The sequence below is a fragment of the Neobacillus sp. B24 genome (genome assembly GCF_055381825.1).
In genome coordinates this window covers 3,533,467-3,557,645 of the sequence record NZ_AP035777.1, presented here as the reverse complement: position 1 = coordinate 3,557,645, position 24,179 = coordinate 3,533,467, and the positions used below count along the sequence as shown (strand labels likewise).

Sequence of the window (24,179 nt, the reverse complement as noted above, 5' to 3'; positions counted from 1 at the left end):
ATGAGCCTATCTCCTTTTTAGTTTTGCCAAAAACGGCGATTCTGCTGGAAGAAAATATGAGATAATGAAATAAAAGAACTGATCCGGGAACACGATAGGAGTGGTTGGATGGATAGCTTAGTGAAAGAATTAAATCAAATTTGTTTTAGATACCCATTTAAAGAGAAAATCGTGATTGTTGATTCCCATAATATTGGTGAACAAATAAACGAAGCCTTTGTTAAAGCAGGTCATCGGGCAATAAATCTTAAGTATCAAACGGTTATGGATCTAGCAAAGAATCTAGTGGAATTGAATTCTAACCAGTCGTTGGATATTTTAGACCACTCGGTTGGTGTTCAGTTCACTTACACCTTGCTAAACCAACTGAAGGAGCAGGGGAGACTCCAATACTTTTCAGGCATGGAGGTTACCCCTTCGTTTAGTAATAAGGTTTTTTCTACGGTCCAAACATTAAGGCTCGCGGGTTATACAGTAGATAGCCTTAGTAGGGAAGCCTTTATCACGCCGGAAAAGGGAGACGATATGGCTGAAATATTGGCAGGCTACGAGGCTATGATTCAAGCCAATGGATTTGACGATAAGGCCAGTCTCATAAGAAAAGCGCTGGTTCCAGCCTCGAACGATGAAAATAAGGTGTATATTTTACAGTCAAACCTTACTCTTTCTCAATTGGAAGAACAATTTCTTGAAAAAATCTTGCCAGAAAACAGATTGAAGCTTCCATTGGCTCCTGTTTTTGGTGTGAGTATCCCAGAAAGGACAAGCCTAGGTTCAATCAGCTTTGGAGAGGGTGTACCGCTCAGCTATCTTTATCAGCAGGACCAGGCAAGAGGAGAAGCTGACTTGACCATTGTTTCAGCTAAAACAGAAGAGCTCGAGGTTAAGCAAATACTCGATAAGATCAAAGAAGAAAAATTGCTGCTCGATGAAAATGTCATCTATTATACCAATGCTAATTCCTATGTCACTCTTTTTTATCATTTATCTCAAAAAATGACCATCCCAGTCACTTTTGGTGAGGGGCTTCCAGTGTCCTTCAGCCGCCCAGGCCGGCTGGTCTCCGGGTTGCTTGCCTGGACCCAGGCCAATTACAGTGTCCAAGGACTGATTGATATAATCAATGAAGGGCTGCTGGAGTTTGATGATAAGGCCCCGTCCAAATCGAGAATTGCCAAGGTGTTGCGTGATTTACAGATTGGCTGGTCCCAGGAACGTTATTTGAATGTTCTTACTAGCGCAATTGAAGCTTTAAATGCTGAAGATGCTTTCTATGAAACGAAGCTAAGTGACCTTTCATGGTTAAAACAGTGGTTTTCGGGACTATTTAAAGAATTGCCGAACTTTGCTGTAACCATGAACTACAAACACTTACTAACTGGGATTGCTTTTATCTTGAAGAACCATAGCAGGACAAGTTCTGCCTTTGATGAAATCGCCAAAACTGCCATCCTCGAGGAAATTGAGAAAATCATTCCGTATGCGGATGAAGCGCTATCCAGCTATGACGTGGTTGAAAAAGTAAAGGATTTGCTACTCTCGATTATGGTGAATCAATCGCGGCCTAAGCCTGGACATCTTCATGTATCCTCCTATAAACGAGGGGTTTACAATATCCGCCGAAATGTCTTTATTGTCGGGCTGGATAACAAGAAGTTTCCCGGTAATGCTAGTGAGGACCCATTGCTGCTTGATACGGAACGAGTAAAGCTTAACAGCAGTCTGCCTTTGCTAAGTACCAAAGGTCAGGAAAACCTTTACACATTGCTGCAGGTTTTGGCTCAGTCCTCCGGAAAGGTAATGGTAAGCTATTGTGATTTTGACATTAATGATAATCGGGTGATCAATCCGGCGTTTGTTGTTCTGCAATGCTACCGCCTCATGACCGGGAACCACGATGCGGACTTTAAAGCATTAACATCCCTGCCAACGACGATCATTGCAGAGGATATTTTTGATGATAAGGACTATTGGAATGAAAAGTTAACCAGCGATATTCCGGTCGTCATCTCGAATGGGGTTCTCGACCATTTTGAAAATGTGAAAAATGGAATCACTGCAGAAAATGCTCGCTATGGAAACAATTATTCACAGTTTGAGGGTTTGGTGGATATAGATGCTGCTGATTATGACCCGCGTCTGAATCACGAAAAAACACTAAGCGCCGGTAAACTAGAAACACTGGCGAAGTGTCCGTATTCTTATTTTTTAAAAGAAGTTTTGCGAATTAAGCCAATCGAGGATATTGCCTTTGATGCAAATAAATGGCTTGACCCTGCAAGCAGGGGGAGTCTGCTGCATAGTATTTTTGAGACATTTTACAAGAGGTTGAAAGCTGAAAATGCCAAGCCTGTGTTTGCCATTCATTTGGACAAGCTTTTGGCACTGGCCACAGAACTAACGGAGAGGCAAAAAGAGGTGCTGCCGCCGCCGAATGAACGGGTTTACTTAAGGGAATTGGATGATATTTTAGAATGCTGCCGAATTTTTCTGAAGGAAGAAGAAGGCCACAGCGAAACCTACGATGCCCTTGAGTTTGAGTACTCCTTTGGTATCGGAGGGAAGGAGCCTGCGGTAATCAAGCTTCCATCCGGAGAATTTAAGCTTTCAGGAATCATTGACCGTGTCGACCAATCGCTAGATGGAAAATACCACATTATCGACTATAAAACCGGAAGTTCCTACGGATATGCCAAAAACGGTGCCTTTAAAGGCGGCCGCCAGCTCCAGCATTTGGTGTATGCGCTGGCGATCGAACAGCACCTTGGGTTGGGAGAGGGTGCCGTGGAAGAAAGCTCTTATTATTTTCCGACAGTGAAAGGGATGGCGGAGCGATTTGTCCGCAAGCAGGATGCTGTGCTTAGAACAAACGGCCTTTCCATACTGGAGCAGCTGATTGATATCATTAAACACGGAAAGTTTGAAATGACGGATGATGAAGCTGATTGCAGGTATTGTGAATTTAAGCTTGTCTGCCGCCGGAATTTTTATGACAAAGATATCCTTGCGCAAAAACAGTCTAATCAAAAGTTAAAGGGGGTTCGGGCTTATGACTAAGAACATTATCGACCAAGATGATCGCGATAAGATTAAACATGTGCTTGGCACGAACTTTTTGGTCGAAGCCGGTGCCGGTTCCGGAAAAACGACGAGCCTGGTCGACCGGATGGTAAACCTCATTTATACAGGAACAGCACAAATTCAGCAGATTGTCGCGATTACCTTTACCAGAAAGGCGGCAGATGAATTGAAGGTTCGCTTCCAGGCGAAATTGGAAGAAGCATGGAAGCAGGAAACCGACCTTGATGCCCAATTTCGTTTGGGTGAGGCATTGCAAAATATCGAACGATGCTTCTTAGGGACAGTGCATTCCTTTTGTGCCAAGCTTCTTCGTGAACGCCCGATTGAAGCTGACCTTGATTTATCGTTTAAAGAACTGGAAGAATCTGGTGATAATGATATTCTGGAAGAAGCCTGGCAGCTGCATTTACAGAACGTGATGGATCTGGACCCCAGCCAAATAAGAATGATTGAGGATTTAGGAATCGCGATTGATCAGCTGTTCCCATGGCTAAAGAACCTAAAGGAATATGCTGATGTTGAATGGGTCACAGAACAACATGTTGCGAAGCCTGACCTTCAGGCAGAGTATCATTCGTTTATGAATCTGATTAAAGAGGCAAGAAAAGCTGTACCGGACCAAGAGCCGGAAAAGGGCTACGATTCCCTGCAAAAGGTGATTGTAACTGCTGTTCAAAAGGAGAGATTTATCGATGCCGCTAAGGATAAGAATATCATTAGTATCCTTACTTTATTTGATAAGAATCTGAAGCCGACATATAACCGCTGGCTTTCAAAGGAAGATGCTAAGTTCTACGAGGGAAAAATCGTTTCGGAATTTGAAGTCAAAATTAAGCCGCTCATCCAAGCATGGAAGGAATATTGTCACCCAAGGATTATTGCCTTCTTAAAGGATGGGGTACAAACCTATGAGGGGCTAAAAAAGGAACGGTCGCTGTTAAACTTTCAGGATTTGATGATGCATACTGCCAAATTGTTAAAAGAGAACGCCGAGGTCCGGGGGTACTTCCAAGACAAATATCGCTTTTTACTGGTAGATGAATTTCAGGACACCGATCCAATCCAAGCCGAGATCATGTTTTTCCTCACCGGTGAAGATTTGAAGGAGAAAAACTGGACACACTGCAAGCCAAGACCGGGTTCCCTGTTTGTGGTCGGTGACCCGAAACAGGCCATTTATCGGTTCCGCCGTGCTGATATCGATACGTATAACCGTGTGAAACAGCTAATTGGGGAACACGGCGGGGAGGTGCTGCAGCTGACGATGAATTTTCGTACTCTTGATTCAGTGACAACAGAATTAAATCCAGTTTTCAAAAATCATTTGCCTGAGGTGGAAACAATCTATCAAGCTGCCTATCGTCCGTTAATTTCGTATCACGAGGATGAGGGGATAGGGTTTTCCGGTGTTAAACGCCTAAGTGTACCTGCAGATTACAAAAAGAAAGATGAAGTGATACTGAAGGATGCGGAAAACATCGCCCTGACCATTCGTAATCTAATGGAGCAGGGACATAGGGCCAAGGATTTTATGGTGCTGACACGTTATAATGATGGAGTTGCCACTTATGCACGAATGATTGAGGATGCGGGAATTCCGGTCAGCATCAGTGGTGAGGTCATCCTCGGCGAAACGAGGGAGTTCCAAGATCTATGGATTCTATTAAAATCGTTCCTTGACCCGACCGATGAACTAGCTTTTGTTGCGGTATTGCGCGGAATTTTCTTTGGCATCAGCGATAATGATCTGTATCAATGGAAACAGCAGAAGGGCCGTATTTCATTGTTTGCGCAAGTCCCTGATGGATTGGCACCAGCTGTCATAGCAAAATTTGAACTGGCATTAGGCAAATTGCAATCCTATCAAAAACTGATTCGTAATCTGCCACCGACTGCTGCGATTGAAAAAATAATGGAGGATGTTGGCTTTTATCCGCTATTATTAAAAAACGGCCGCAACAAACGGACGTATAAGAGCCTCTTGCAGATTATCGAGGCATTACGGAAACAGGAAGCAGTTGGAAACACCTCTTATAAACAAATGATTGAGACCCTGACGGAACAGATTTTTGAAAAAACAGTCGCGGCAAATATGGAAGAAGAGGCCGATGCCGTCAGAATCATGAACATTCACAAGGCGAAGGGACTTGAGGCACCGATTGTCTTTCTGGCCCATCCAGCAAAGTCAGTCAATCCGGAATCCTTCCTAAATCAACATATTAAGCGGGAGGATCACTCATCCAAAGGGTACTTTACCTTTTCGGTGGATAACGGCTTTCAATCCCGTGAAATAGCGGTACCGCTCCAATGGACATCGTATAAGGCTGAGGAATTATTGTATTTAACAGAAGAAGAGCTGCGGATTGTTTATGTGGCAGCAACCCGCGCTGAGAAGGCTCTCATAATCAGTTCCAGCGGTAACAATAAGAAAAATCCGTGGGAAATTCTATTTGGTATGGAAAATATCGAGGAGTTGGAGATTCCTGTGCTTGAAGGTTGGGGGACGAAGCCTGATTCACTGGTAGTTACTTTCAGTGACTACCAAGCTAAAACGGTTAGCAAACTTGCCTGGCTGGATCAAAGTAAAGAGAAGACGTACGATCATTGGACGCCGACAAAAGACAAGGATTACTCTGAGCTTGTGATTGAACGGGAGTCCGGCGGCGGCAAGGATTGGGGCACGCTGATTCATGATGTTTTTGAAAAAGCTGTCCAAGGTTATGACGTTTCGGATTATATAAAAATCGCCTTAGATAAAGTTGGGCTGCCACAGGAAAAAGCAGCTGAAGTTCTTTCCTATCTAAAGAACCTTAAAGCTTCTTCGCTATGGGACGAATTGCAGACGGCGGAAGACGTGATGACGGAGGTTCCCTTTACATTGAAAGCGGAACATGGAAGCAAGCTTTATTCACTTATCACGACGAAACCGGATGATAAACATCCAATCTTTGTTAAAGGTGTCATCGATCTTATTTATAAAAAGAATGGCGTCTGGACCATCATTGACTATAAAACTGACCGTGCCAAACAGGAAGAGGACTATCAAAAGCTGCAGGATTTTTACCAAAGTCAGCTTGAGTTTTATCGGCAGGCATGGGAGGAAATGACGGGTGAGACCGTTAACCACCAAGGACTTTATTTCCTTTCACCCAATCGGATATTTTTAAAGGTAAATAATTAGAGACAAGGAATCAGCGGCAGAGTTGAAATCTGCCGCTTTTTTAATCTGCTCGCTCTTAATTAACCAATTGTCCGTTCTCAAAAGCTTCAATTCGTTTGCGAATCGATTGCGGTACAGGACGAGTTGTTTTTGTATGTGGATCGTAACTGACATAGATAACTTCTGCCAGTAAAATAGGATCCTCCTCACCTTCCCTAGTTATAAGGAAATTCATTGTCATACTAGTAGTGCCGATTTTGGTCATTTTGCACCATATATTTAACCAGTCATTTAACCGTGCTGAATTTTTATATTCCAAGGTAGATTTCGCCAACACAAAATCAAAGTCTTCACCTTCAAAGTCCAGTTTTAGACCTTCTTGAAAGTATTCTGTAACTGCCACATCTATATAAGTCATATAATGAGCATTAAATACAATTTTTTGCCCATCGATTTCGGAGTATCGGACCTTAAGCCGATGAGAAAAACGATAATCATTCATCATGTTAAACCACCCTTTTCTATTCTTTAAAATTATCATTCTGCGCTTGCTGGAGAAATCCTTTAAAATTCTGATTTTTCTGCATAAAATAAATTGAGAGAAATAGGATGTTAGTAACCTAAAAAAGTGAATAGATTTCGGCAATGGTGCCTTCGATGCAGTTTAAGTCTGTATCAGGGCACCTTTTTGTCTTTTGGGAGGTGAACAGATGGTTTTAAAAAGACTTCCTGGTCTGGCCTTGGCAAGTCAAGTTATTCCCAATGTAGACGATGGTTTGAGAGAATTCCTGCAGATTCCGGGCCATATTAAAAGTCTCGCATTGGTGACAAGCACCAGTGATGATGTCGGCTATACCGCATTGGACGAAGCTACAAAAATGGCCGTAGTTGAAGTAATCTACGCCAAGTCCTTTTATGGGGGGGCTGCCCATGCCTCGGGACCGTTATCGGGGGAATTCCTGGGGATTTTAGGGGGAGCGACGCCATCGGAAGTGAAAAGTGGACTGGAGGTTGCGGTTCGGATGATTAACGAAGGACCGTCGTTTTATGCTGTTGACGAGGCGGGGGAGCACGCTTACTTTGCTCACACTGTTTCACGGACAGGAACGTTTTTATCAAAAATGGCGGGGATCAACCCGGGGGAGCCGCTTGCCTATTTGATTGCCCCTCCGCTTGAGGCGATGGTCGGTTTGGATGCGGCATTGAAGGCGGCCAATGTAAAGCTTTGTGTGTTTTACGGTCCGCCGACGGAAACCAACTTTGGCGGCGGCTTGTTAACCGGCAGCCAATCCTCCTGTAAGGCCGCCGCAGAAGCGTTTGCGGATACGATACAAAAAATCGCGCTTTCTCCCCATAGTTCGTTTTAGAAGGGAAGGCAAATAGATGAAAACCTATGCCCTCGGAATGATTGAAACAATTGGATTGACATCGCTGATTCCGGCGCTGGATGAAGCAGTAAAGGCTGCGAATGTAAAGGTCATTAAGTATGAAAAAGCGGATGCTGGTATTGTTACAGGTTACATGATTGGTGATGTGGCTAGTGTAAAGGCAGCGGTCGACAGCGGGGTGAGAATAGCACAAATGCTTGGCGGCTACCGTACTTCAAAAGTGATTGCCAAACCTGCCGAAACGATTTTTAAGCTATTAGACTTTTTTCAAGTACCGACACATGGTAAAGGGGAAATTTTTCAAAAGATGACGATGGTTGAACTGCAAAAATTAGCCAGAGAGATGGAAGGCTTCCCGGTGAAGGGGAGGGAGTTCTACAAATTGAAGAAGGCGGAGCTAATTGAACTGATGTTAAAAGTTGTAGGTGAAGGTCATGAAACTTGATCAGGATTTACAATCCATTCAGGAAGTCCGTGATAGATTACGGGAGGCTTCTAAAGCACAAAAAACTTTAGCATCCTTTTCGCAAGAAGAGATTGACGGGATTGTAAAAAGGATGTGTGATGCAGCGGCCGATTCAGCGGGAAGGCTCGCTCAAATGGCTGTTGAAGAAACAGGATTTGGAAATGTAAAGGATAAGGTGACTAAGAATTTATTTGCCGCTAAGCAGGTGTATGAAGCAATTAAGGATTTGAAAACGGTGGGGATTGTTGCGGGGGACGATCAAAGAAAGGTATGGGAGATTGCTGAACCTGTTGGTGTGATTGCAGGGATCCTGCCTTCTACCAATCCGACCTCAACCGTCATTTTCAAAGCATTGATTGCAGTCAAAGCCAGGAATGCGATTGTTTTCAGCCCGCACCCGTCTGCATTGAACTGCTGTATGGAAGCAGTTAGAGTCGTTAATGAGGCCGCGGTGGCTGCGGGGGCTCCTGATTCTATCATTCAGTGTTTGGAACAACCAACGCTTGCGGCAATACAGGAACTGATGACTCATAATCTAACAAACTTATTATTGGCAACCGGAGGGCCGGCGATGGTAAGGGCTGCGTATAGCTCCGGCAAACCCGCTTACGGGGTTGGACCGGGAAACGTTCCGGTATTTATCCACAGAAGTGCCGATGTGGCACTAGCGGCAAGGCAAATTGTTCATAGCAAATCCTTTGATTATGGAACCATTTGCGCTTCTGAGCAAGCTGTTGTGGTCGAGGAGCGTGTTAAGGAACTATTTTTACAAGAATTAAAGAAAAACGGGGCTTATCTATTAACTGCGGAGAAGAAAGATAGAGTAGCCAAGCTTATCTTGAAGAATAAGTCCTTAAATGTTGAGATTGTCGGGAGGTCGCCGCAAAGACTGGGTGAGTTGGCTGGAATTGATGTTCCTGAAAATATAAGAATTCTTGTTGGAGAAGAGGTGGAGGTTGGAAAAACCGTCCCATTTTCACTCGAAAAATTATCTCCAATTTTAGCACTTTATACAGTAAAGGATTGGCGTGAGGGCTCCGAGCAATGTGTTAGGCTGCTGGAAACAGGGGGCCTTGGACATACAGTAGGAATTCATGCCAAGGATGATGAGGTGATTCGAGAGTTCTCACTGAAAAAACAAGCGGGACGAATTGTCGTGAATTCAGGAACGACCTTTGGGGGAATTGGCGCAACAACGGCGATCTTTCCATCGCTGACACTTGGGTGCGGGACATTCGGCAACAATATCACCACTGACAATATCGGGCCGCAGCATCTGATGAATATAAAACGAGTCGCATTTGGTGTTCGGGAAATGTCCGATGAGCACGAAAAAGTGGTTGGCAGCCATGAAATACCTGAAATGCCAGTGGAACTATCAACAGGATTGAATTTTGAAATTAGTGAAGAAGAAATCACGAAAATTATCTTAAAAGTCATCAGTCAAATAAACAAGTAATCTAGGAGGTTATCGGTATGGGAAGAGAAATGTCTGCATTAGGCATGATTGAAACGAAAGGCTTAGTCGGGGCGGTAGAAGCAGCCGATGCGATGGTGAAAGCGGCCGATGTCAGACTCGTTGGCAAGGTTCAGGTCGGCGGCGGGCTAGTTACAGTGATGGTGCGCGGTGATGTTGGGGCTGTTAAAGCGGCGACAGATGCAGGGGCAGCAGCAGCGTCAAACGTCGGGGAACTGATTTCAGTCCACGTCATTCCACGGCCGCATTCCGATATCGAGCTGATACTGCCTAAATTGGAAGGCTAGTGTTAGATGGCGCTGATTACGGAAAAAATCCTGAGGCATTTAATGGTGCAACAAAAACTGGGAAAGGAGTTTCTTCTGCAAGACGGAGACAAACTGACCCCTTCCGCTAAAGATTTTTTAATAGAACGGAAGATTGTGATTCAACATGCCGGTCGTTCAGAAGCGGACGCAGCAACGCGAGTAACGATACCTGTTGGTGTATCCAATCGCCATGTTCACTTGACGGCAAAACATTTCCAGATTCTGTTCGGTGACGAGCAGGGGATGACGGAGTTCAAGCCATTATCGCAGCCAGGTCAATTTGCAGCCCGGGAGACGGTGACTGTGGTTGGGCCATCGGGAGTTATTCGCAATGTCCGGATACTTGGGCCATTCCGCGGGCAAACACAGGTGGAAATTTCCCGTACTGATGGGTTTACTTTAGGCATTCATCCCCCGGTTCGTTTGTCAGGCTCGATAAACGGGACCCCGGGAGTTACGTTGGTTGGACCAGCGGGGGCAGTGACCATTCAGGAAGGTTTAATCGTGGCTAAAAATCATGTTCATTTGTCAGTAGAGGATGCGAGGAGGTTTGATATCAAACAAGGAGATACGTTAATTCTAGGGTCATCAGGAAGGGCGGTGATTTTTCAGGACGTGGTTGTAAGGGTCAAGGAAACTTATTGCCTGGATTTTCACATTGATCAGGATGAGGCCAACGCTGCGGGGTTATCGAATGGTGACAATGTGGCGGTGCTAGGGAAAAATCGCCGCTTATATTCACCGTTTCTAGGGGTGGAACGGGATGGATAAAGATAAATTACAACAGCTAGTAGAGCGGATTACCCGCGAATTATTGAAACAGGGACACCCTCGAAAAAAAGTCTTATTTATCTTTTGTGACAGTTCGGCACATGAGCTCTATCGCGATCAGCTTATCTATCTATTAAACAGGGAAATTGATCATGATTTGCTATTTATGGATGGGGAAACATCAGCATGGCTGGGAATCCAGCAAATTCAGTCAACTGGTGCGAAGCAAATCATCGCTGCTGATGAATACGCCAAGGCACCGATTGAACTGCCTTTGGATTACGATGGTATTGTCATTCCAGAGATTGATTTGGATAATGCTGCAAGAGTCTGCGGTGGTCTAAAGGGATCAGTGAAGGCGGAGATTATTTTTTCAGCGTTGGTGCTGGGGAAACCCGTCATTGTGGGGGAGGATTCTCCGGGATTGAAACGAGCCGATCGCCAGACGTTAAGGACATTAGAGCTGCCGCTTCCATACCGGAGGAAGTTCGAATACTACAAAGAAGAAATGATCGACTTGGGAATTCGTTTTTCCAAACAAGCTTGCCTTCATAAGGAAATAGTGAACTTATTATTAGTTGGTGAAGGTAGAGAGGGGCAGCAAGACCCAGTCATGTTTCAAGAAAAGGTGGTAACGTCGGACTGGCTGGCAAGAAATACAGTAGAGTCAAAACTTATATTGGTCAGGGAAGGGGTCATTATTACGCCGCTGGCTAAGGAGTTCATCAGGGAAAAGGGTATTGAATTAAAAATTGCAGGTAAGGAGGCGGGGAAATGATACTTGGAAAGGTAATCGGCAGTATTTGGGCTACACAGAAAGAAGAGGGCATGAACCAGTTGAAGCTGTTGATTATCGAGCCGATTACCTGGAGGGGGGATTCAGCCGGTGCACCGATTATTGCGGCCGACAGAATTGGGGCTGGCCGGGGCGAACGCGTAATAGTGTCACGTGGAAGTCCGGCGCGTACCAGCTTTCATAAAACGGCGCCGATTGATGCGGTGGTGGTAGGAATTGTGGATTCTCTTGAAGTAGAGGTGGACGAAGCGGAATAATAGCTTTTAAAGGTGTGAAAATCGTGACGGAGAAGAAGCAGCGTGTAATTCAAGAATATGTACCCGGCAAGCAGCTGACATTGGCTCATATCATTGCCAATCCCGATGAGGCATTGTATACAAAACTAGGAATCGGGCAGGCGGGAGCAATTGGGATCTTAACATTAACGCCAACGGAAACAGCCATCATTGCGGCAGATATTGCGACGAAAGCGGCGGATATTGATATTGGCTATTTGGATCGGTTCACCGGATCACTGGTGATTTGCGGAACAGTTTCTAATGTGGAAATGGCGATTCAAGCCATTAATCAGTTTCTCAGCAGGCAGTTGAAATTTGAACCAGCGGAGATCACCCGTTCATGAAAAGAGGAAAAGTGTTGCTAATTGGACCGGTGGGTTCCGGGAAATCAACGTTAACAAAGGCACTGCTGGAAGACCCAACGCCCGCCGTGAAAACCCAATCGCTCAATTATATGGACTGGATTATAGATACGCCCGGGGAATACAGTGAAAACCCAATGTTTTATCGGTCGCTGCTCGCCACAGCGCTGGAGGCTCGTGTCCTCCTCGTAATTCAGGATGCAACCAGAAATAGGCAGTTTCTGCCGCCAAACTTTGCCCATGGCTTCCCGCTTATCCCGATTGGGGTCATTACCAAAATCGACCACCCAGCTGCCGATTTGAAGCGTGCAGAAAAAATGCTGATGCAAGTCCTGCCGCAAAACACCATTTATTGGGTGTCTTCCATCACCGGGGAAGGAATTTTAGAGTTAAGGACCGGAATTCTAAGGTACCTATAGAGATAAGATAGCAAATGGTATCTAACACCATCACTGTCGATTCACCATCCCAATCTGCTTGGTGAATATTGGGCGATTTCTGCGAATAGGTATGTAGAAATGCTTGACCACGGGGGTGGGGCGAAATTGAATGGTGAGATAGTGATGGGGTTAATGGGGTTGTCATTGGAAGATAGAAGGCTGCTGGAAGAAGTCTCGGAGCAGCTGCAGCTTTGGGCCGATCTTTCACAGTCTGATGTATTTATTGATTGTTTGCTGCTGGAGTTGGATGCGGCAATTGTGGTTGCCGAGGCACATCCGGAAAACGGAAAATCCTTGTACCGCCTGCCGGTGATAGGGGAAATAGCTTGGAAGGAAAACGAGCCTGGTGTGCTTTACTGTCTCAAGACTGGGGAGTCAGTCATGGGGGCACGAGGGGTTTCTCAAGAAAATGTTAATATCCAGCAAAATGTGACACCAATTAAGAACCACAGGAACGAAACGATAGCTGCCCTCATTATGGAACGAGACATTACCGACATGGTGGAGCAGGAAAAGCATGTTGAAGTGTTAATGGAAACAACCGAGCAGCTTGGCGAAACCCTGTTTCAACAAGCCATGACAGAGAGCATCATTCCCTCGCTCATCCATGAGGGGATGATCATCTTTAACGCCTATGGGTCGATTACCTTTGCAAATCAGCGCGCCTATCAGATACTACTGGAATTTGGCCACGCACTAAAGCTGATGGAAACCAATGTGAATCAGCTGTTTTCCGGCACCTTTTCCATTAAGCAGCTAGAAGAGCATGGAGGTGTGTTATCACAGGATTTTCAGCGTGGTAATTTCTATATCAAGATAAAAGCAGTGGGCATCCATCGCGGCGAACCCATAGTTGGAGGAATTCTTCTGTTGAGGGACCTAACTGAAATGAGAGAAAAAGAACGAGAAATTACGATTAAATCAGCCGTCATTAAAGAGATTCATCATCGGGTAAAAAACAATCTTCAAACAATAGCCAGTTTGTTAAGGCTGCAGATGAGGCGGTCCAATTCTGAAGAAGTGGAAAAGGTATTCCGTGAGAGCATCAATCGGATCATGAGTATTTCCATCATTCATGAAATACTGTCACAGGACGGTTTGGACGAAGTCGATTGTAAGGAAATCTTTCAATATTTGTCAAAAGGGATCGTTACCTCCATGGCGCTGCACGAACATCCCATCACAGCCGAAGTGGAAGGGGATTCATTATATTTAAATTCCCGAAGTGCCAGTTCGTTAGCCTTAGTCATCAATGAATTGGTCCAAAACGCCATGAATCATGCCTTTCATCATGCTTCAAATGGGTTAATTACCATTCACCTTAAGAAAAATCAACAACATGTGCAAATTACTGTTTCCGATAATGGCATCGGCTTTAGTCTAGATGCTGTAAGTGGCGGCAATCTTGGCTTGGAAATTTGCCATACGCTTGTGGAGGAGGATTTAAATGGCACCATAAGCTTCTCTAATACCGGAAAAGGGACGATGGTGATCATTTCTTTTCCCATATCGGAGCAGGAGGGTGAACAAGGTGAGCTATAGCTATAGGATCATGATTGTGGATGACGACCCAATAACAAGGATGGACCTCCGAGAAATGCTGAAGGATGAGGGCTATCAAGTGATCAAGGAATGCAAAAATGGTGAAGAAGCAGTAAAGCATAGCATGATGCTGCACCCAGATTTAATTATCATGGATGTAAAAATGCCAATCCTGAATGGGATCAAGGCTGCAAAAATTATCCGGCAAAGATCGAATGCTGCGATCCTTTTATTGACAGCTTATAGTCAGCGTGAGTTGATACAAGACGCCAAAGAGTCCGGAGTTACCGCCTACCTCGTCAAGCCTATAACGGAGGCAGATTTAATCCCGGCAATAGAAATGGCTCTCAGCCAGAAGAAGCAATTTGAGTGCCTATCAAGGGATTTACAGACACTTAAACAAAAATTGGCAGAGCGCCGCCAGATAGAAAAAGCAAAAGGAAAACTGATGAAAACCTTGATGCTATCAGAGGAAGGGGCCTACCGCAGGATGAGAGAATATAGCATGGAGAACAGAATGTCGCTTGGTGAGGCTGCGGATTTAATCTTGCGGCGGGATGATGTTTTTACTGAGTAACAAGATTTCTAGAATGATAGTCTGGTCCAGGAGTGACGAAAATTGACCGCGGAGGTAATCAAAAGTGTCGGCATTGACATCGGCACAAGTACGACGAAGTTAATCATGAGTGAATTGACATTAGGGCGGGTATCGAGTCACTTTGCCTTGCCTCATTTCGAAATTATTGACCGGAAAGTGACCTACGGTAGTGACATTATTTCCACCCCGCTTAAAAGCCAGGATGAAATCAATCTACAAGCATTGATTGAATGGCTTGAAGGGGAATATCACAGTATGGGAGTATCCTTTTCCGAAATAAAATCGGGTGCCGTCATCATTACGGGAGAAACAGCGATAAAACAGAATGCTGACGCCATCCTCCATTATTTGGCGGAGCGGTCCGGAGATTTCGTGGTTGCCATTGCTGGTGCCAGCCTTGAGGGTGTCCTGGCCGGCAGGGGATCGGGTGCTTACGAACGTTCTAAAAGGGCTAAAGGTGTCGTGGCCAATATCGATATTGGCGGGGGTACGGCAAATGTTGTGTTGTTTCAACAGGGAAAGGTGCTTGAAACGATAACCTTTCATGTGGGGGGCAAGCTTATTGAGGTGAATGCAGCAGGTGAAATTTTGGCGGTATCCTCATCGTTACGACCTTGGCTTGACTTTAGAAAAATAAGCCTCGAAAAAGGGATGAGGCTGGCGCTGAACCAGCTTTCTGAGATTACTGCACAGCTTTGTTGTGATCTGCTTGATTGTTTAGCTGGAAAAACATTGATTGCCGAGCTTAAGTCTCTAGTGCACAGTTCATCATCTGAAACCCTGCCCGGTATTCAAGAGGTAGTAATTTCGGGAGGTGTTGGAAGACTGACACATGAGCACAAGCCTACGAAAATATCAGAGGTGGCTATTTACAATGATATCGGGCCAATGCTGGCCTCCAAGCTGGTCGAAGCGTTAAAGAGTTATTCCTTTCATGTTGTTGCTGCAACCCAGACCTCAAGGGCAACCGTAATCGGCGCCGGAATGCAGTCAACAAGAATCAGCGGAGCAACAGTATCCATCAGGTCAGAAAAATTACCATTGCGGAATATCCCGGTTGTGAGGGTGCCAGTTTGCCACCCCGGGCTGGATAAACAACTGGAATCACAATTTTTAAAAGGAAAAGAGCTATATGGTGAAAATGCCGACTTGCCGTTTGCCATCAGTTTAGCTCATATCCCGTATTTAAACTATCAACAAATAAAGGAATTAGCGGGAGTAATCGGTACTCTATACACACGACTTTTTCCTAGGGCTTCAGTCCTTGTGGTGATTTGTGAAAATGATATGGCAAAAGCCTTAGGGCAGGTATTGCTGCTGTATTCCGCGCGTGACATTGATGTGATCTGTATCGATCAAATTATCATCGACCACGGCGATTATATCGATATTGGCGAACCGCTTCATGACACAATGGTCCCCGTAGTAGTTAAGACACTGGCCTTTTCATAGGGGAGGTGAACACGTGAAAACCAAAATTACATTGCTTAATAAAACCTATCAATTTAGCGGATTAAAAGACATCCTCGCTAAGGCAAATGAGGAGCGTTCGGGAGATCAGCTGGCAGGCATTGCAGCAAACGATGCACAAGAGCGGCTTGCCGCACGGCATCTGCTCTCAGAGTTAACCTTAAGCGACATGCGCAATAACCCGGTACTACCGCCTGAAGAGGATGAGGTGTCACGGGTGATTGAAGAATCCATCAATGAAAAAATCTATCAATCTATAGCCAACTGGACAGTAAGTGATTTGCGGGAAATACTCTTGGACACAAAAACAACCAATCAGGAAATCATGCGAATTCGCAAGGGTTTGACGAGCGAGATGGCTGCCGCGGCAGCCAAAATTATGTCCAATCTGGACCTCATTCAAGCATCTTCCAAAATGGAGGTCGTCACCCAGTGCAATTATCCAATCGGCTATAAAGGAACCCTTGCCGGCCGGGCCCAGCCCAATCATCCCACCGACAGTATCCAGGGAATCAGGGCTTCCCTCTACGAAGCGCTAAGCTATGGCATCGGTGATGCGGTCATCGGCGTTAATCCGGTAATTGACACCGCCGAAAGTGTAAAGGCAATTTTACAAATGACAAAGGAAGAAATGGACCGATTTCAAATCCCGACGCAGAATTGTGTTCTTGCTCACGTCACGACGCAAATGCGGGCAATCAAAAACGGGGCACCATCTGATCTGCTGTTTCAGAGTTTGGCAGGAACCGAGTCGGGGAATAAAGCGTTTGGCATAAGTGTCGAATTGTTGGATGAGGCGAATGAACTTATTCATAAGGAAGGGACTGGGACCGGACCCCACCTGTGGTATTTTGAAACCGGACAGGGGTCGGAGCTTTCTTCCGACGCCCATCACGGCATTGACCAAGTAACACTCGAGGCGCGATGCTATGGTCTCGCGAAAAGATATAAACCGTTTATTGTCAATACCGTCGTCGGCTTTATTGGACCGGAATACCTCTACAACAGCAAACAGGTTATCCGGGCTGGACTCGAGGACCACTTTATGGGAAAACTGCAGGGCATTCCGATGGGGGTGGACGTTTGCTACACAAATCATATGAAAGCCGACCAGAACGACATGGAAAATCTAGCGGTCCTGCTTGGTTCTGCTGGGGTTAACTTTCTGATTGGCGTGCCGATGGCAGATGACTGCATGCTTAATTATCAATCTACCAGCTTTCATGATATTGCCTCTGTCAGAAGTGTTCTTGGCCTAAGACCTGCACCGTTTTTTGAAAAATGGCTTGAGAAGATGGGGATTATGGAAGACGGCAGATTAACTGCGCGGGCGGGAGATCCGACCTTATTTATCTAACATGAGAAGGGAGGTTCAGAGTTGCAGGAGAATCAAATTGAATTAATCGTCCAAAAAGTAATGGAACAGTTGCAATTGAAATTTCCGGCAGCGGAGGACACTAATGAATCTGTACTCGAGGCTGAAGATAAAGGATTGATTTTTACAGAAGAAGATTGGCAAACTAGTATTCCTACACCCGCTTACCGAGAGGGAAGTGATGATTTAACGTCATCTACCCCGGCGCGAATTGGCGTTTGGCGCACCGGAACCCGGCCGTTAACCAAAACAATGCTGAAGCTGCAGTTTGACCATGCAGCCGCCATTGATGCGGTCGGCGGCGAGGTCCTGGAAAAAACGCTTCAGGAATTTGATTTATTTACCGTAGAAACGTGCTATGAAAATAAAGAAGTATACTTAAAGCGTCCCGATAAAGGCCGAGTGTTAACGGATGAAGCTGTCCGGACCATTAAGGAAAAATGCAAGCAGCGGCCGCAGGTGCAAATTGTTGTTTCCGACGGTCTTAGTGCCAGTGCGGTTGAAACGAATTTACAGGATGTTTATCCCGCATTGCTGGACTCCTTGAAAATAAACAGTCTCTCTTGGGGGACGCCATTTTTTGTCAAAGGAGGCCGGGTTGCCTGTATGGACCATATCGGTGAGATTCTTGAGCCGGAGGTACTGGTGCTGTTGATTGGCGAACGGCCAGGGCTTGTCTCGGCAAGCTCGATGAGTGCCTATATGTGCTATCGGCCGCGAAAAGGGATTGTTGAGTCGGACCGCAACGTGATTTCTAATATTCACCCGTTTGGTACACCACCCGTAGAGGCAGGAGCCCATATCGGAACCGTACTTCGAAAAATGATACAGCAAAAACTGAGCGGGATCAAATTGGAGTTATAGTGGAGAGCTTTGGTCAAAAGAATGATACTACGAAAGGAGGGGAAGTGATGGAGGTTGTAATCGGCTTTGCCTTAGTGATTATCACGCTTTTGACAGGCACGGCAATTGGCATGCATGCCAATAAAAATGTAAGAGCGTTTAAAGAGGAAGAACATGAAATCTTTGTTGGCCGTGATGACTCATAATCAGGATGGAAGGAGAGAACACAATGAACAATAAAGACCAACAATTGTTGGAGGATAAAAAGCAGCTCAATCGCTATGGTTATGCCCAGGAATTGTTGCGGGACATGGGCGGGTTTTCAAACTTTGCGATTTCATTCTCGATTATTTCGATTTTAACCGGTGCTGTTTCCCTTTATGGGCATGGATTAACTTATGGAGGCCCGGGAATGATGGGCTTTGGCTGGACAATTGTTGCCTTTTTCGTCATGCTGGTGGCCGCATCGCTCGCCGAACTTGCATCGGCAATTCCAACGGCCGGTGCCTTGTACCACTGGGCTGCAGCCTTGAAAGGTACCCGAGTTGGCTGGTATACAGCCTGGATCAACTTAATTGGTCAAATTGGTATTGTTGCTGGAATTGATTACTCTTGCGCCTTGTTCGCTGACCCGCTCCTAGCAGCACTTTTTGGTTATACCTCTACTGATACCACTATTTTAGTCGTCTTTGGCGTTATTCTCCTATTACACGGAATCCTCAATCATGTCGGTATAAAAATTGTTGCCAGATTAAATGATTTCTCTGCCTGGTATCATATGGTCGTTGTTGCCATCCTAGTTGTCAGCCTGGCTTTTTTTACAAAAAGCGGATTGCAGCCGATTCAGTATTTATTCCAAGTCGGCCAAACGTTTTCTGATAAGCCTTACTTTCTTGCTTTTTTAATTGGATTGTTGCAGGCCCAGTGGACCTTCACTGGTTATGATGCCTCTGCACATACGATAGAAGAGACGGTTCATCCGCGCGTTCGCGCACCATGGGGAATCTTTAACTCAGTCGCCTTTTCGTTTGTGTTTGGGTTTATCATGCTGTCTTTTGTCACGCTGTCAATTACGGATGCAGCCGGTGCGGTTAACTCGGATAATGCCTTTATCTATGTCATCAGCCAAGCATTGGGTGGTACCTTTGGGTCGATAGTGTTATGGCTCGTTACCTTAGCGATGTTCTTCTGCGGTCTGTCATCGATTACGTCTTTTTCGCGGATGATGTATGCATTTTCAAGGGACAAAGGTATGCCATTTAGCCGTCACTGGGCTGAAATCAGCCGCAAGTACCGGACTCCGGCAAAAGCGATTTGGCTATCTGTCATTTTGTCGTTTATTCTAGCTTTGATTGATTATGTAACAAAGCTAATGAACCCTGATGCCGGTTACTCGACGATTGCGTTCTTAACTGCGATAAGTGTGGTTGGACTTTATATCGCTTATGGCATTCCGATTTATCTGAAACTGGAGGCCGAGGCTAAGGGTATTTTTAAGCCAAAGCATTATGGTCCATGGAGCCTGGGAAAATGGAGCAAACCGATTAATATTCTCAGCATCATTTGGATTCTTTTTATCTCCATTATGATGGTGATCCCGCCGAATCAAATGGCGGCCTACGCCATAGCCGGGATGTTTATTATCTTAATTATTATGGATCTTGCTTATTACAAGAAGAATTTCAAAGGTCCACAAGCAGCCTTAGAAAAATCACTTGAAGAGATTAGAAGATTGGAAGATGAATTTGAACACGAGAAACACTAACGAAGGGAGTGCCTTCTCTGATAGAGCGGGCACTTCTTTTATTGAATTAAATAAAAAATGGGAAAGGTGCTTACTCCTTTCCCAACCATTTTAGCATCTTTTTTTCCGCTTTTTATATACCCACATATTCCCGTCCTTCCAACAGCTCTTGGACTGATGTCTGCCACGGGCTGTGTTGCGCCATGGACAGCAGCTTAAACCGCTTAGGTGGCGGGATGTTCTTTTTCTTGAAGTGTGTCGGCTGCTGCTGGACGTGCGGCGTCTTGTTGTCCTGGAACTCGAAGTTCTGCGCCTTGAAGTTCTGCGCCGCCTTGAAGTACCGCGATGACGTCCAGGATCCATGAACATGAAATCACCGAATCCGCCATGTCTTGCCTGATCTGCAGCCTGTTGAATATCTTCGGGTGAAAACTCGCGCTCTGCCATTTTTGCACCTCCTTTTAGATAGAAAAGGGAGTACGTAGCGTCATGTTGCTTTTGGTCTGTAACCCACTCCTCTTTTACCAATTTACGTATGGGTCAAGGCTTTTGTATCGGACAAAAGCCTAAGATATTGAAAAAATGCCAATTCAACGTGACATCACCCTTTTTTTAACATACGAATATGGAGAGGGAGGTGTTTAAATGGACAATGTCCAATTGCCGCAATATAAGCTTTTTATCAATCCTGTCGACCTCAAGGAATTAAAGCGGGATATTTGGATTGATGAACCTCTGCCTGCAAAATTAACAATTGATGGAAAAAAACTGGAGGTCGATCTCGCTTATCGCGGTTCTCATATACGTGATTTTCCGAAAAAATCGTACCAGATATATTTCTTTAAACCAAAAAAATACCGTGGTTCTAAGGAGGTTCATTTAAACGCCGAGTATAAGGACCCTTCAATGATTCGCAATAAGCTGTCATTTGATTTTTTTGCCGAGATTGGCACATTGGCTCCAATGGCGCGCCATGTTTTTCTGACACTTAATGGGAGAGCTGAAGGTGTCTATTTAGAACTCGAGTCCGTCGATGATGCTTTCTTAACGAGAAGAGGGCTGCCTGATGGCAGTATTTATTATGCCATTGATGGGGACGCCAATTTTTCCTTGATGAGTGACTTAGTGAAAGCAACGAAAAAATCACTGAAACAAGGATATGAAAAAAAGCTGGGTACTGGCCCTAATGACTATTACTTAGAAAAACTAATTTATACAATCAATACGCTGCCAAGAAATGAATTTGAACGTGAGATTCCTAAATACGTCAATTTGGAAAAGTATTTACGGTGGATGGCCGGAATTATCTTCACCTCAAATTACGATGGCTTTGTCCATAATTATGCCCTTTATAGAAATGGGGACAGCGGCTTATTCGAAATGATTCCCTGGGACTATGATGCCACATGGGGCAGGGACGTGAACGGAAAGATGATGGAGGCGGATTATGTGCCGATAACAGGGTTCAATACGCTAAGTGCAAGAATTCTCGACATAGAACTGTTCCGCAAACAATATCAAAAGCTGTTGGTTGACATCATGAATCATCAATTTACCGTAGAATATATGGTCCCCCGTGCGCAATCACTGCTCCAATCCATCCGGCCTTACATTTTAAAGGACCCTTACAAAAGCCAAACCATAGATGGATTCGACCAAGAACTTGATATTATCTCAAACTACATCACAGAAAGAAGAAACTACCTCCAAAGCAAACTATACAAACTTAACTAAAGAGAGGGTGTCAAGCGCCATGTGAACTTTTAACATGGTGCCTGACACCCTTTGCTGTATTTCCACCTTTTTTATTTTGTTTTGGTCACAAACGAGTGCCTTCAGTCGTTATGTGTGTAAATAGGAAAAAGGGAGTGGATTTACTTGAACGAAAAGGAAACGATTGTAGTGATTGGCGGAGGCTATGCTGGAATCAATCTGATTCATCAGTTGCGTAAATTGCGTTTAAGCAAGGATATGGAGATTATCCTGGTGGATAAAAATGAATACCATTTCAAGAAGGTGAAGTTGTTTAAAGCGATTGTGGAAGGGCATGATGATAGTTTAAAAGTTCCGTTTACAAACTATTGCGGTGAGGGAATTCAATTTATTCAAGGTGAATTGGCTGCCATCCACCAAGACCGAACTACGATCGAGGTTATGTGTCAAAATCGGGATATTTACGAGATACCATTTAGCCGTCTTATTATTGCTCTAGGAAGTATCATAAAGGAACCTGACCCGGCTCTCGGCGGAGAGATACTTGGCAGTATCGAGTCAGCAAAGAGAATAAGGCAAGACCTAAAAATGAAACTCCTGTCAGGACAAGGTAAGTTAAAGGCTGCCGTGGCAGGCGGCGGTATTACCGGTATTGAAACAGCTGCTGAAATAGCTTCGTGGTTAAAGAAAGAATCGGAAACGGCAGGAATAAATCCATTCGGAGTGGAAGTTATGTTACTAGATAACAAGGATCGGCTTCTTTCTGATGTACCGGAAAAGGTAGACATCCAGCTTGAAAAGAGACTTAACAAACTGGGAGTAACGGTCCTTCATAAGGTGAAGGCGGAAAGCTTTCAAGAAGGGATGGTCATGCTCCATGACGGTTCCAATATTGCTGCTGACTACTGTATTTGGACAGTCGGACTCAAACCCCATCCAAGTCTCGCTAAGCTTTCTTTACCGCTGCATGAAACTGGCAAGATTCTAACTGATTCCTGGTACCGCCTGGAAAACTCGCAAACTATTTATGCTATTGGTGACTGTGTTCATGTGGCAGATTGCAGAAATGGCAAGATTGCTGCCATGACCTGTAAAGAAGCCATTAGTCAGGCTGGTAGGCTGGCAAAGGTTATCAAAGCAGATATGGAAAGTACTTTCGCCGAAGCTCATCAAGCATACCCGAATTTACATTGTATTGGGCTTGGGCCGGAAAATGGTTTTGTCTGGGCGCAAAAGTGGGGCATCGATTTTGTGCTTTCAGGACGACTTGGGGGGAAAGTTCGAGAATATACATGGAATATGGCTAGCTTGTTTTGTTAGGGGGAAGTGGAATGGTATTAGACGAACTCTATCAACAGTATAAACCCCTGCTATTTTCGATTGCCTATCAGATGCTAGGCAGTGTTTCCGATGCAGAGGACATCGTACAGGATGTATTTTTACATGCCGGCGAAAGGGACCTTGCCCAAATTGAAAATAAAAAAGCATATTTATGTAAAATGGTCACCAATTCGTGTCTAGATCAGCTTAAATCGGCCCGGAAAAAACGCGAAGTTTATATCGGCCCTTGGCTTCCGGAACCACTCCTGGTCGCGGAAAACGACCCTTATGGCCAGGTGGTGAGAGGAGAACTGGTATCCTTCGCAGCACTGCTGCTTTTTGAAAAATTAACACCAATCGAGCGTGCCGTTTTTATTTTAAGAGAAGTGCTCGAATACGATTACTCGACTATTGCCGAAATTGTCTCGCGAACAGAACCTACCTGCAGAAAAATCCTCAGCCGCGTTAAAAAGAAGCTTGCGAGCTTGGAAGAGGAAAAAATCAAAGCAAATAGTGATAGGGAAGAAGAGATAATCGGCAGTTTCCTTTCGGCAATTTTTGAAGGGAATGTCAAAGTACTGGAAAGTCTTCTGTCTGAAGATGTTACCCTGTACTCGGATGGAGGCGGCAAGGTGTATGCGGCTATTAAACCAATAAGGACAAGGGCATTCGTGCTTCGCTTTATTGAAAGCTTGACTAAACAGCTCGCGACTGATGGGGACAATACCGCACAAGTTACAATAGCAAATGTCAATGGTCAAACTGGGGTAGTGGCTGTTGGGGTGGACAATGTGAAGAATCTCATTAGTTTCCGGGTTGTAAATAACATGATTCAAGAAATTTATGTCGTGAGGAATCCTGAAAAACTTAAACATATTTAAAAGCTAAAAATACTAATTGTTCTTATTTCTATCCGACCGGTTTGGAGTTTTTTTCGAGAGATGGGTATTAAAGGAAGGCTATATGCGACCGGTTTGGAGTTTTATCTGAGAGATGATCGTATTCGCTGGGCAATAGGATTTCTTCACTATTGTAGCGGGTATTATC

General features: G+C 44.8%; 23 protein-coding genes. 21 read left to right on the top strand and 2 right to left on the bottom strand.

Annotated elements, in window-relative coordinates; all coding sequences use genetic code 11:
- Window positions 1-108 precede the first annotated feature (108 nt).
- Both ACZ43M_RS17415 and ACZ43M_RS17410 read left to right on the top strand, forming a co-directional pair.
- Window positions 109-3,057: a PD-(D/E)XK nuclease family protein gene (locus tag ACZ43M_RS17415; protein ID WP_464503802.1), complete on the top strand. Its 2,949-nt coding sequence runs from the start codon at window positions 109-111 to the stop codon at window positions 3,055-3,057.
- On the top strand, window positions 3,050-6,262 hold the full coding sequence (locus tag ACZ43M_RS17410; RefSeq protein ID WP_464503801.1) for a UvrD-helicase domain-containing protein: 3,213 nt from the start codon (window positions 3,050-3,052) through the stop codon (window positions 6,260-6,262). The genes ACZ43M_RS17415 and ACZ43M_RS17410 overlap by 8 nt, the downstream gene beginning before the upstream one ends.
- Window positions 6,263-6,317: 55 nt before the next feature.
- Here ACZ43M_RS17410 and ACZ43M_RS17405 read toward each other — a convergent pair whose 3' ends face one another.
- Window positions 6,318-6,746, bottom strand: coding sequence for an acyl-CoA thioesterase (locus tag ACZ43M_RS17405; protein ID WP_464503800.1), 429 nt, complete (start codon window positions 6,744-6,746; stop codon window positions 6,318-6,320).
- 205 nt (window positions 6,747-6,951) lie between these two features.
- On the opposite strand from ACZ43M_RS17405, the gene eutL reads away from it, so the two are divergent.
- The 16 genes from eutL to ACZ43M_RS17325 all read left to right on the top strand — a co-directional run bounded on the left by eutL (window position 6,952) and on the right by ACZ43M_RS17325 (window position 20,120).
- On the top strand, window positions 6,952-7,608 hold the full coding sequence (gene eutL, locus ACZ43M_RS17400) for an ethanolamine utilization microcompartment protein EutL (RefSeq protein WP_464503799.1): 657 nt from the start codon (window positions 6,952-6,954) through the stop codon (window positions 7,606-7,608).
- Window positions 7,609-7,624: 16 nt separating this feature from the next.
- Complete coding sequence (locus ACZ43M_RS17395; RefSeq protein ID WP_464503798.1) at window positions 7,625-8,074, top strand: BMC domain-containing protein; 450 nt, start codon at window positions 7,625-7,627, stop codon at window positions 8,072-8,074.
- The gene (locus ACZ43M_RS17390; RefSeq protein ID WP_464503797.1) at window positions 8,064-9,554 is read left to right on the top strand and encodes an acetaldehyde dehydrogenase (acetylating); all 1,491 of its coding nucleotides are present in this window, start codon (window positions 8,064-8,066) and stop codon (window positions 9,552-9,554) included. The genes ACZ43M_RS17395 and ACZ43M_RS17390 overlap by 11 nt, the downstream gene beginning before the upstream one ends.
- A 17-nt stretch (window positions 9,555-9,571) precedes the next feature.
- Window positions 9,572-9,859, top strand: coding sequence for an ethanolamine utilization microcompartment protein EutM (gene eutM / locus ACZ43M_RS17385; protein WP_464503796.1), 288 nt, complete (start codon window positions 9,572-9,574; stop codon window positions 9,857-9,859).
- 6 nt (window positions 9,860-9,865) lie between these two features.
- Window positions 9,866-10,651 carry a phosphate propanoyltransferase gene (pduL, locus tag ACZ43M_RS17380; protein WP_464503795.1) on the top strand — a complete coding sequence of 262 codons (786 nt, stop codon included), beginning with the start codon at window positions 9,866-9,868 and terminating at the stop codon, window positions 10,649-10,651.
- Window positions 10,644-11,429 carry a hypothetical protein gene (locus tag ACZ43M_RS17375; RefSeq protein WP_464503794.1) on the top strand — a complete coding sequence of 262 codons (786 nt, stop codon included), beginning with the start codon at window positions 10,644-10,646 and terminating at the stop codon, window positions 11,427-11,429. Before pduL ends, ACZ43M_RS17375 begins: the two co-directional genes overlap by 8 nt.
- Window positions 11,426-11,704, top strand: coding sequence for a EutN/CcmL family microcompartment protein (locus tag ACZ43M_RS17370; RefSeq protein ID WP_464503793.1), 279 nt, complete (start codon window positions 11,426-11,428; stop codon window positions 11,702-11,704). The genes ACZ43M_RS17375 and ACZ43M_RS17370 overlap by 4 nt, the downstream gene beginning before the upstream one ends.
- A gap of 23 nt (window positions 11,705-11,727) precedes the next feature.
- Complete coding sequence (eutS, locus tag ACZ43M_RS17365) at window positions 11,728-12,069, top strand: ethanolamine utilization microcompartment protein EutS (RefSeq protein WP_464503792.1); 342 nt, start codon at window positions 11,728-11,730, stop codon at window positions 12,067-12,069.
- A complete protein-coding gene (locus tag ACZ43M_RS17360; RefSeq protein ID WP_464503791.1) occupies window positions 12,066-12,506 on the top strand; it encodes a EutP/PduV family microcompartment system protein in 441 nt (146 codons plus the stop codon). The genes eutS and ACZ43M_RS17360 overlap by 4 nt, the downstream gene beginning before the upstream one ends.
- A gap of 126 nt (window positions 12,507-12,632) precedes the next feature.
- On the top strand, window positions 12,633-14,069 hold the full coding sequence (locus ACZ43M_RS17355; RefSeq protein WP_464503790.1) for a sensor histidine kinase: 1,437 nt from the start codon (window positions 12,633-12,635) through the stop codon (window positions 14,067-14,069).
- The gene (locus ACZ43M_RS17350) at window positions 14,059-14,646 is read left to right on the top strand and encodes an ANTAR domain-containing response regulator (protein WP_464503789.1); all 588 of its coding nucleotides are present in this window, start codon (window positions 14,059-14,061) and stop codon (window positions 14,644-14,646) included. The genes ACZ43M_RS17355 and ACZ43M_RS17350 overlap by 11 nt, the downstream gene beginning before the upstream one ends.
- A 42-nt stretch (window positions 14,647-14,688) precedes the next feature.
- A complete protein-coding gene (locus tag ACZ43M_RS17345) occupies window positions 14,689-16,119 on the top strand; it encodes an ethanolamine ammonia-lyase reactivating factor EutA (protein WP_464503788.1) in 1,431 nt (476 codons plus the stop codon).
- Between the two features lie 13 nt (window positions 16,120-16,132).
- Complete coding sequence (locus ACZ43M_RS17340) at window positions 16,133-17,494, top strand: ethanolamine ammonia-lyase subunit EutB (protein ID WP_464503787.1); 1,362 nt, start codon at window positions 16,133-16,135, stop codon at window positions 17,492-17,494.
- A 21-nt stretch (window positions 17,495-17,515) separates the two neighbouring features.
- Window positions 17,516-18,376: an ethanolamine ammonia-lyase subunit EutC gene (gene eutC / locus ACZ43M_RS17335; RefSeq protein WP_464503786.1), complete on the top strand. Its 861-nt coding sequence runs from the start codon at window positions 17,516-17,518 to the stop codon at window positions 18,374-18,376.
- A 47-nt stretch (window positions 18,377-18,423) separates the two neighbouring features.
- Complete coding sequence (locus ACZ43M_RS17330) at window positions 18,424-18,561, top strand: hypothetical protein (protein WP_464503785.1); 138 nt, start codon at window positions 18,424-18,426, stop codon at window positions 18,559-18,561.
- 23 nt (window positions 18,562-18,584) lie between these two features.
- Window positions 18,585-20,120, top strand: a complete 1,536-nt coding sequence (locus ACZ43M_RS17325; protein ID WP_464503784.1) for an amino acid permease — start codon at window positions 18,585-18,587, stop codon at window positions 20,118-20,120.
- A 90-nt stretch (window positions 20,121-20,210) separates the two neighbouring features.
- On the opposite strand, the gene ACZ43M_RS17320 is transcribed toward ACZ43M_RS17325, so the two are convergent.
- Window positions 20,211-20,546, bottom strand: coding sequence for a CotG/ExsB N-terminal domain-containing protein (locus tag ACZ43M_RS17320; RefSeq protein ID WP_464503783.1), 336 nt, complete (start codon window positions 20,544-20,546; stop codon window positions 20,211-20,213).
- A 198-nt stretch (window positions 20,547-20,744) separates the two neighbouring features.
- On the opposite strand from ACZ43M_RS17320, the gene ACZ43M_RS17315 reads away from it, so the two are divergent.
- The 3 genes from ACZ43M_RS17315 (at window position 20,745) to ACZ43M_RS17305 (ending at window position 24,013) form a co-directional block, all read left to right on the top strand.
- Window positions 20,745-21,833 (top strand): CotH kinase family protein, encoded by a 1,089-nt coding sequence (locus ACZ43M_RS17315; protein WP_464503782.1) that lies wholly within the window; start codon window positions 20,745-20,747, stop codon window positions 21,831-21,833.
- 144 nt (window positions 21,834-21,977) lie between these two features.
- Entirely contained in the window at window positions 21,978-23,132 is a 1,155-nt protein-coding gene (locus ACZ43M_RS17310; RefSeq protein ID WP_464503781.1) for an NAD(P)/FAD-dependent oxidoreductase, read from the top strand.
- An 11-nt stretch (window positions 23,133-23,143) separates the two neighbouring features.
- Complete coding sequence (locus tag ACZ43M_RS17305) at window positions 23,144-24,013, top strand: RNA polymerase sigma-70 factor (protein ID WP_464503780.1); 870 nt, start codon at window positions 23,144-23,146, stop codon at window positions 24,011-24,013.
- The last annotated feature ends 166 nt before the right edge of the window (window positions 24,014-24,179 follow it).

Excerpts from the sequence above, each read along its gene's own strand:
- ACZ43M_RS17360 (WP_464503791.1), top strand. The coding sequence starts at position 12,066 with ATGAAAAGAGGAAAAGTGTTGCTAATTGGACCGGTGGGTTCCGGGAAA.
- ACZ43M_RS17405 (WP_464503800.1), bottom strand. The coding sequence starts at position 6,746 with ATGATGAATGATTATCGTTTTTCTCATCGGCTTAAGGTCCGATACTCC.
- ACZ43M_RS17395 (WP_464503798.1), top strand. The coding sequence starts at position 7,625 with ATGAAAACCTATGCCCTCGGAATGATTGAAACAATTGGATTGACATCG.
- ACZ43M_RS17410 (WP_464503801.1), top strand. The coding sequence starts at position 3,050 with ATGACTAAGAACATTATCGACCAAGATGATCGCGATAAGATTAAACAT.
- ACZ43M_RS17375 (WP_464503794.1), top strand. The coding sequence starts at position 10,644 with ATGGATAAAGATAAATTACAACAGCTAGTAGAGCGGATTACCCGCGAA.
- ACZ43M_RS17330 (WP_464503785.1), top strand. The coding sequence starts at position 18,424 with ATGGAGGTTGTAATCGGCTTTGCCTTAGTGATTATCACGCTTTTGACA.
- eutM (WP_464503796.1), top strand. The coding sequence starts at position 9,572 with ATGGGAAGAGAAATGTCTGCATTAGGCATGATTGAAACGAAAGGCTTA.
- ACZ43M_RS17315 (WP_464503782.1), top strand. The coding sequence starts at position 20,745 with ATGGACAATGTCCAATTGCCGCAATATAAGCTTTTTATCAATCCTGTC.
- ACZ43M_RS17320 (WP_464503783.1), bottom strand. The coding sequence starts at position 20,546 with ATGGCAGAGCGCGAGTTTTCACCCGAAGATATTCAACAGGCTGCAGAT.
- ACZ43M_RS17325 (WP_464503784.1), top strand. The coding sequence starts at position 18,585 with ATGAACAATAAAGACCAACAATTGTTGGAGGATAAAAAGCAGCTCAAT.
- eutL (WP_464503799.1), top strand. The coding sequence starts at position 6,952 with ATGGTTTTAAAAAGACTTCCTGGTCTGGCCTTGGCAAGTCAAGTTATT.
- ACZ43M_RS17415 (WP_464503802.1), top strand. The coding sequence starts at position 109 with ATGGATAGCTTAGTGAAAGAATTAAATCAAATTTGTTTTAGATACCCA.
- ACZ43M_RS17305 (WP_464503780.1), top strand. The coding sequence starts at position 23,144 with ATGGTATTAGACGAACTCTATCAACAGTATAAACCCCTGCTATTTTCG.
- ACZ43M_RS17370 (WP_464503793.1), top strand. The coding sequence starts at position 11,426 with ATGATACTTGGAAAGGTAATCGGCAGTATTTGGGCTACACAGAAAGAA.
- pduL (WP_464503795.1), top strand. The coding sequence starts at position 9,866 with ATGGCGCTGATTACGGAAAAAATCCTGAGGCATTTAATGGTGCAACAA.
- ACZ43M_RS17390 (WP_464503797.1), top strand. The coding sequence starts at position 8,064 with ATGAAACTTGATCAGGATTTACAATCCATTCAGGAAGTCCGTGATAGA.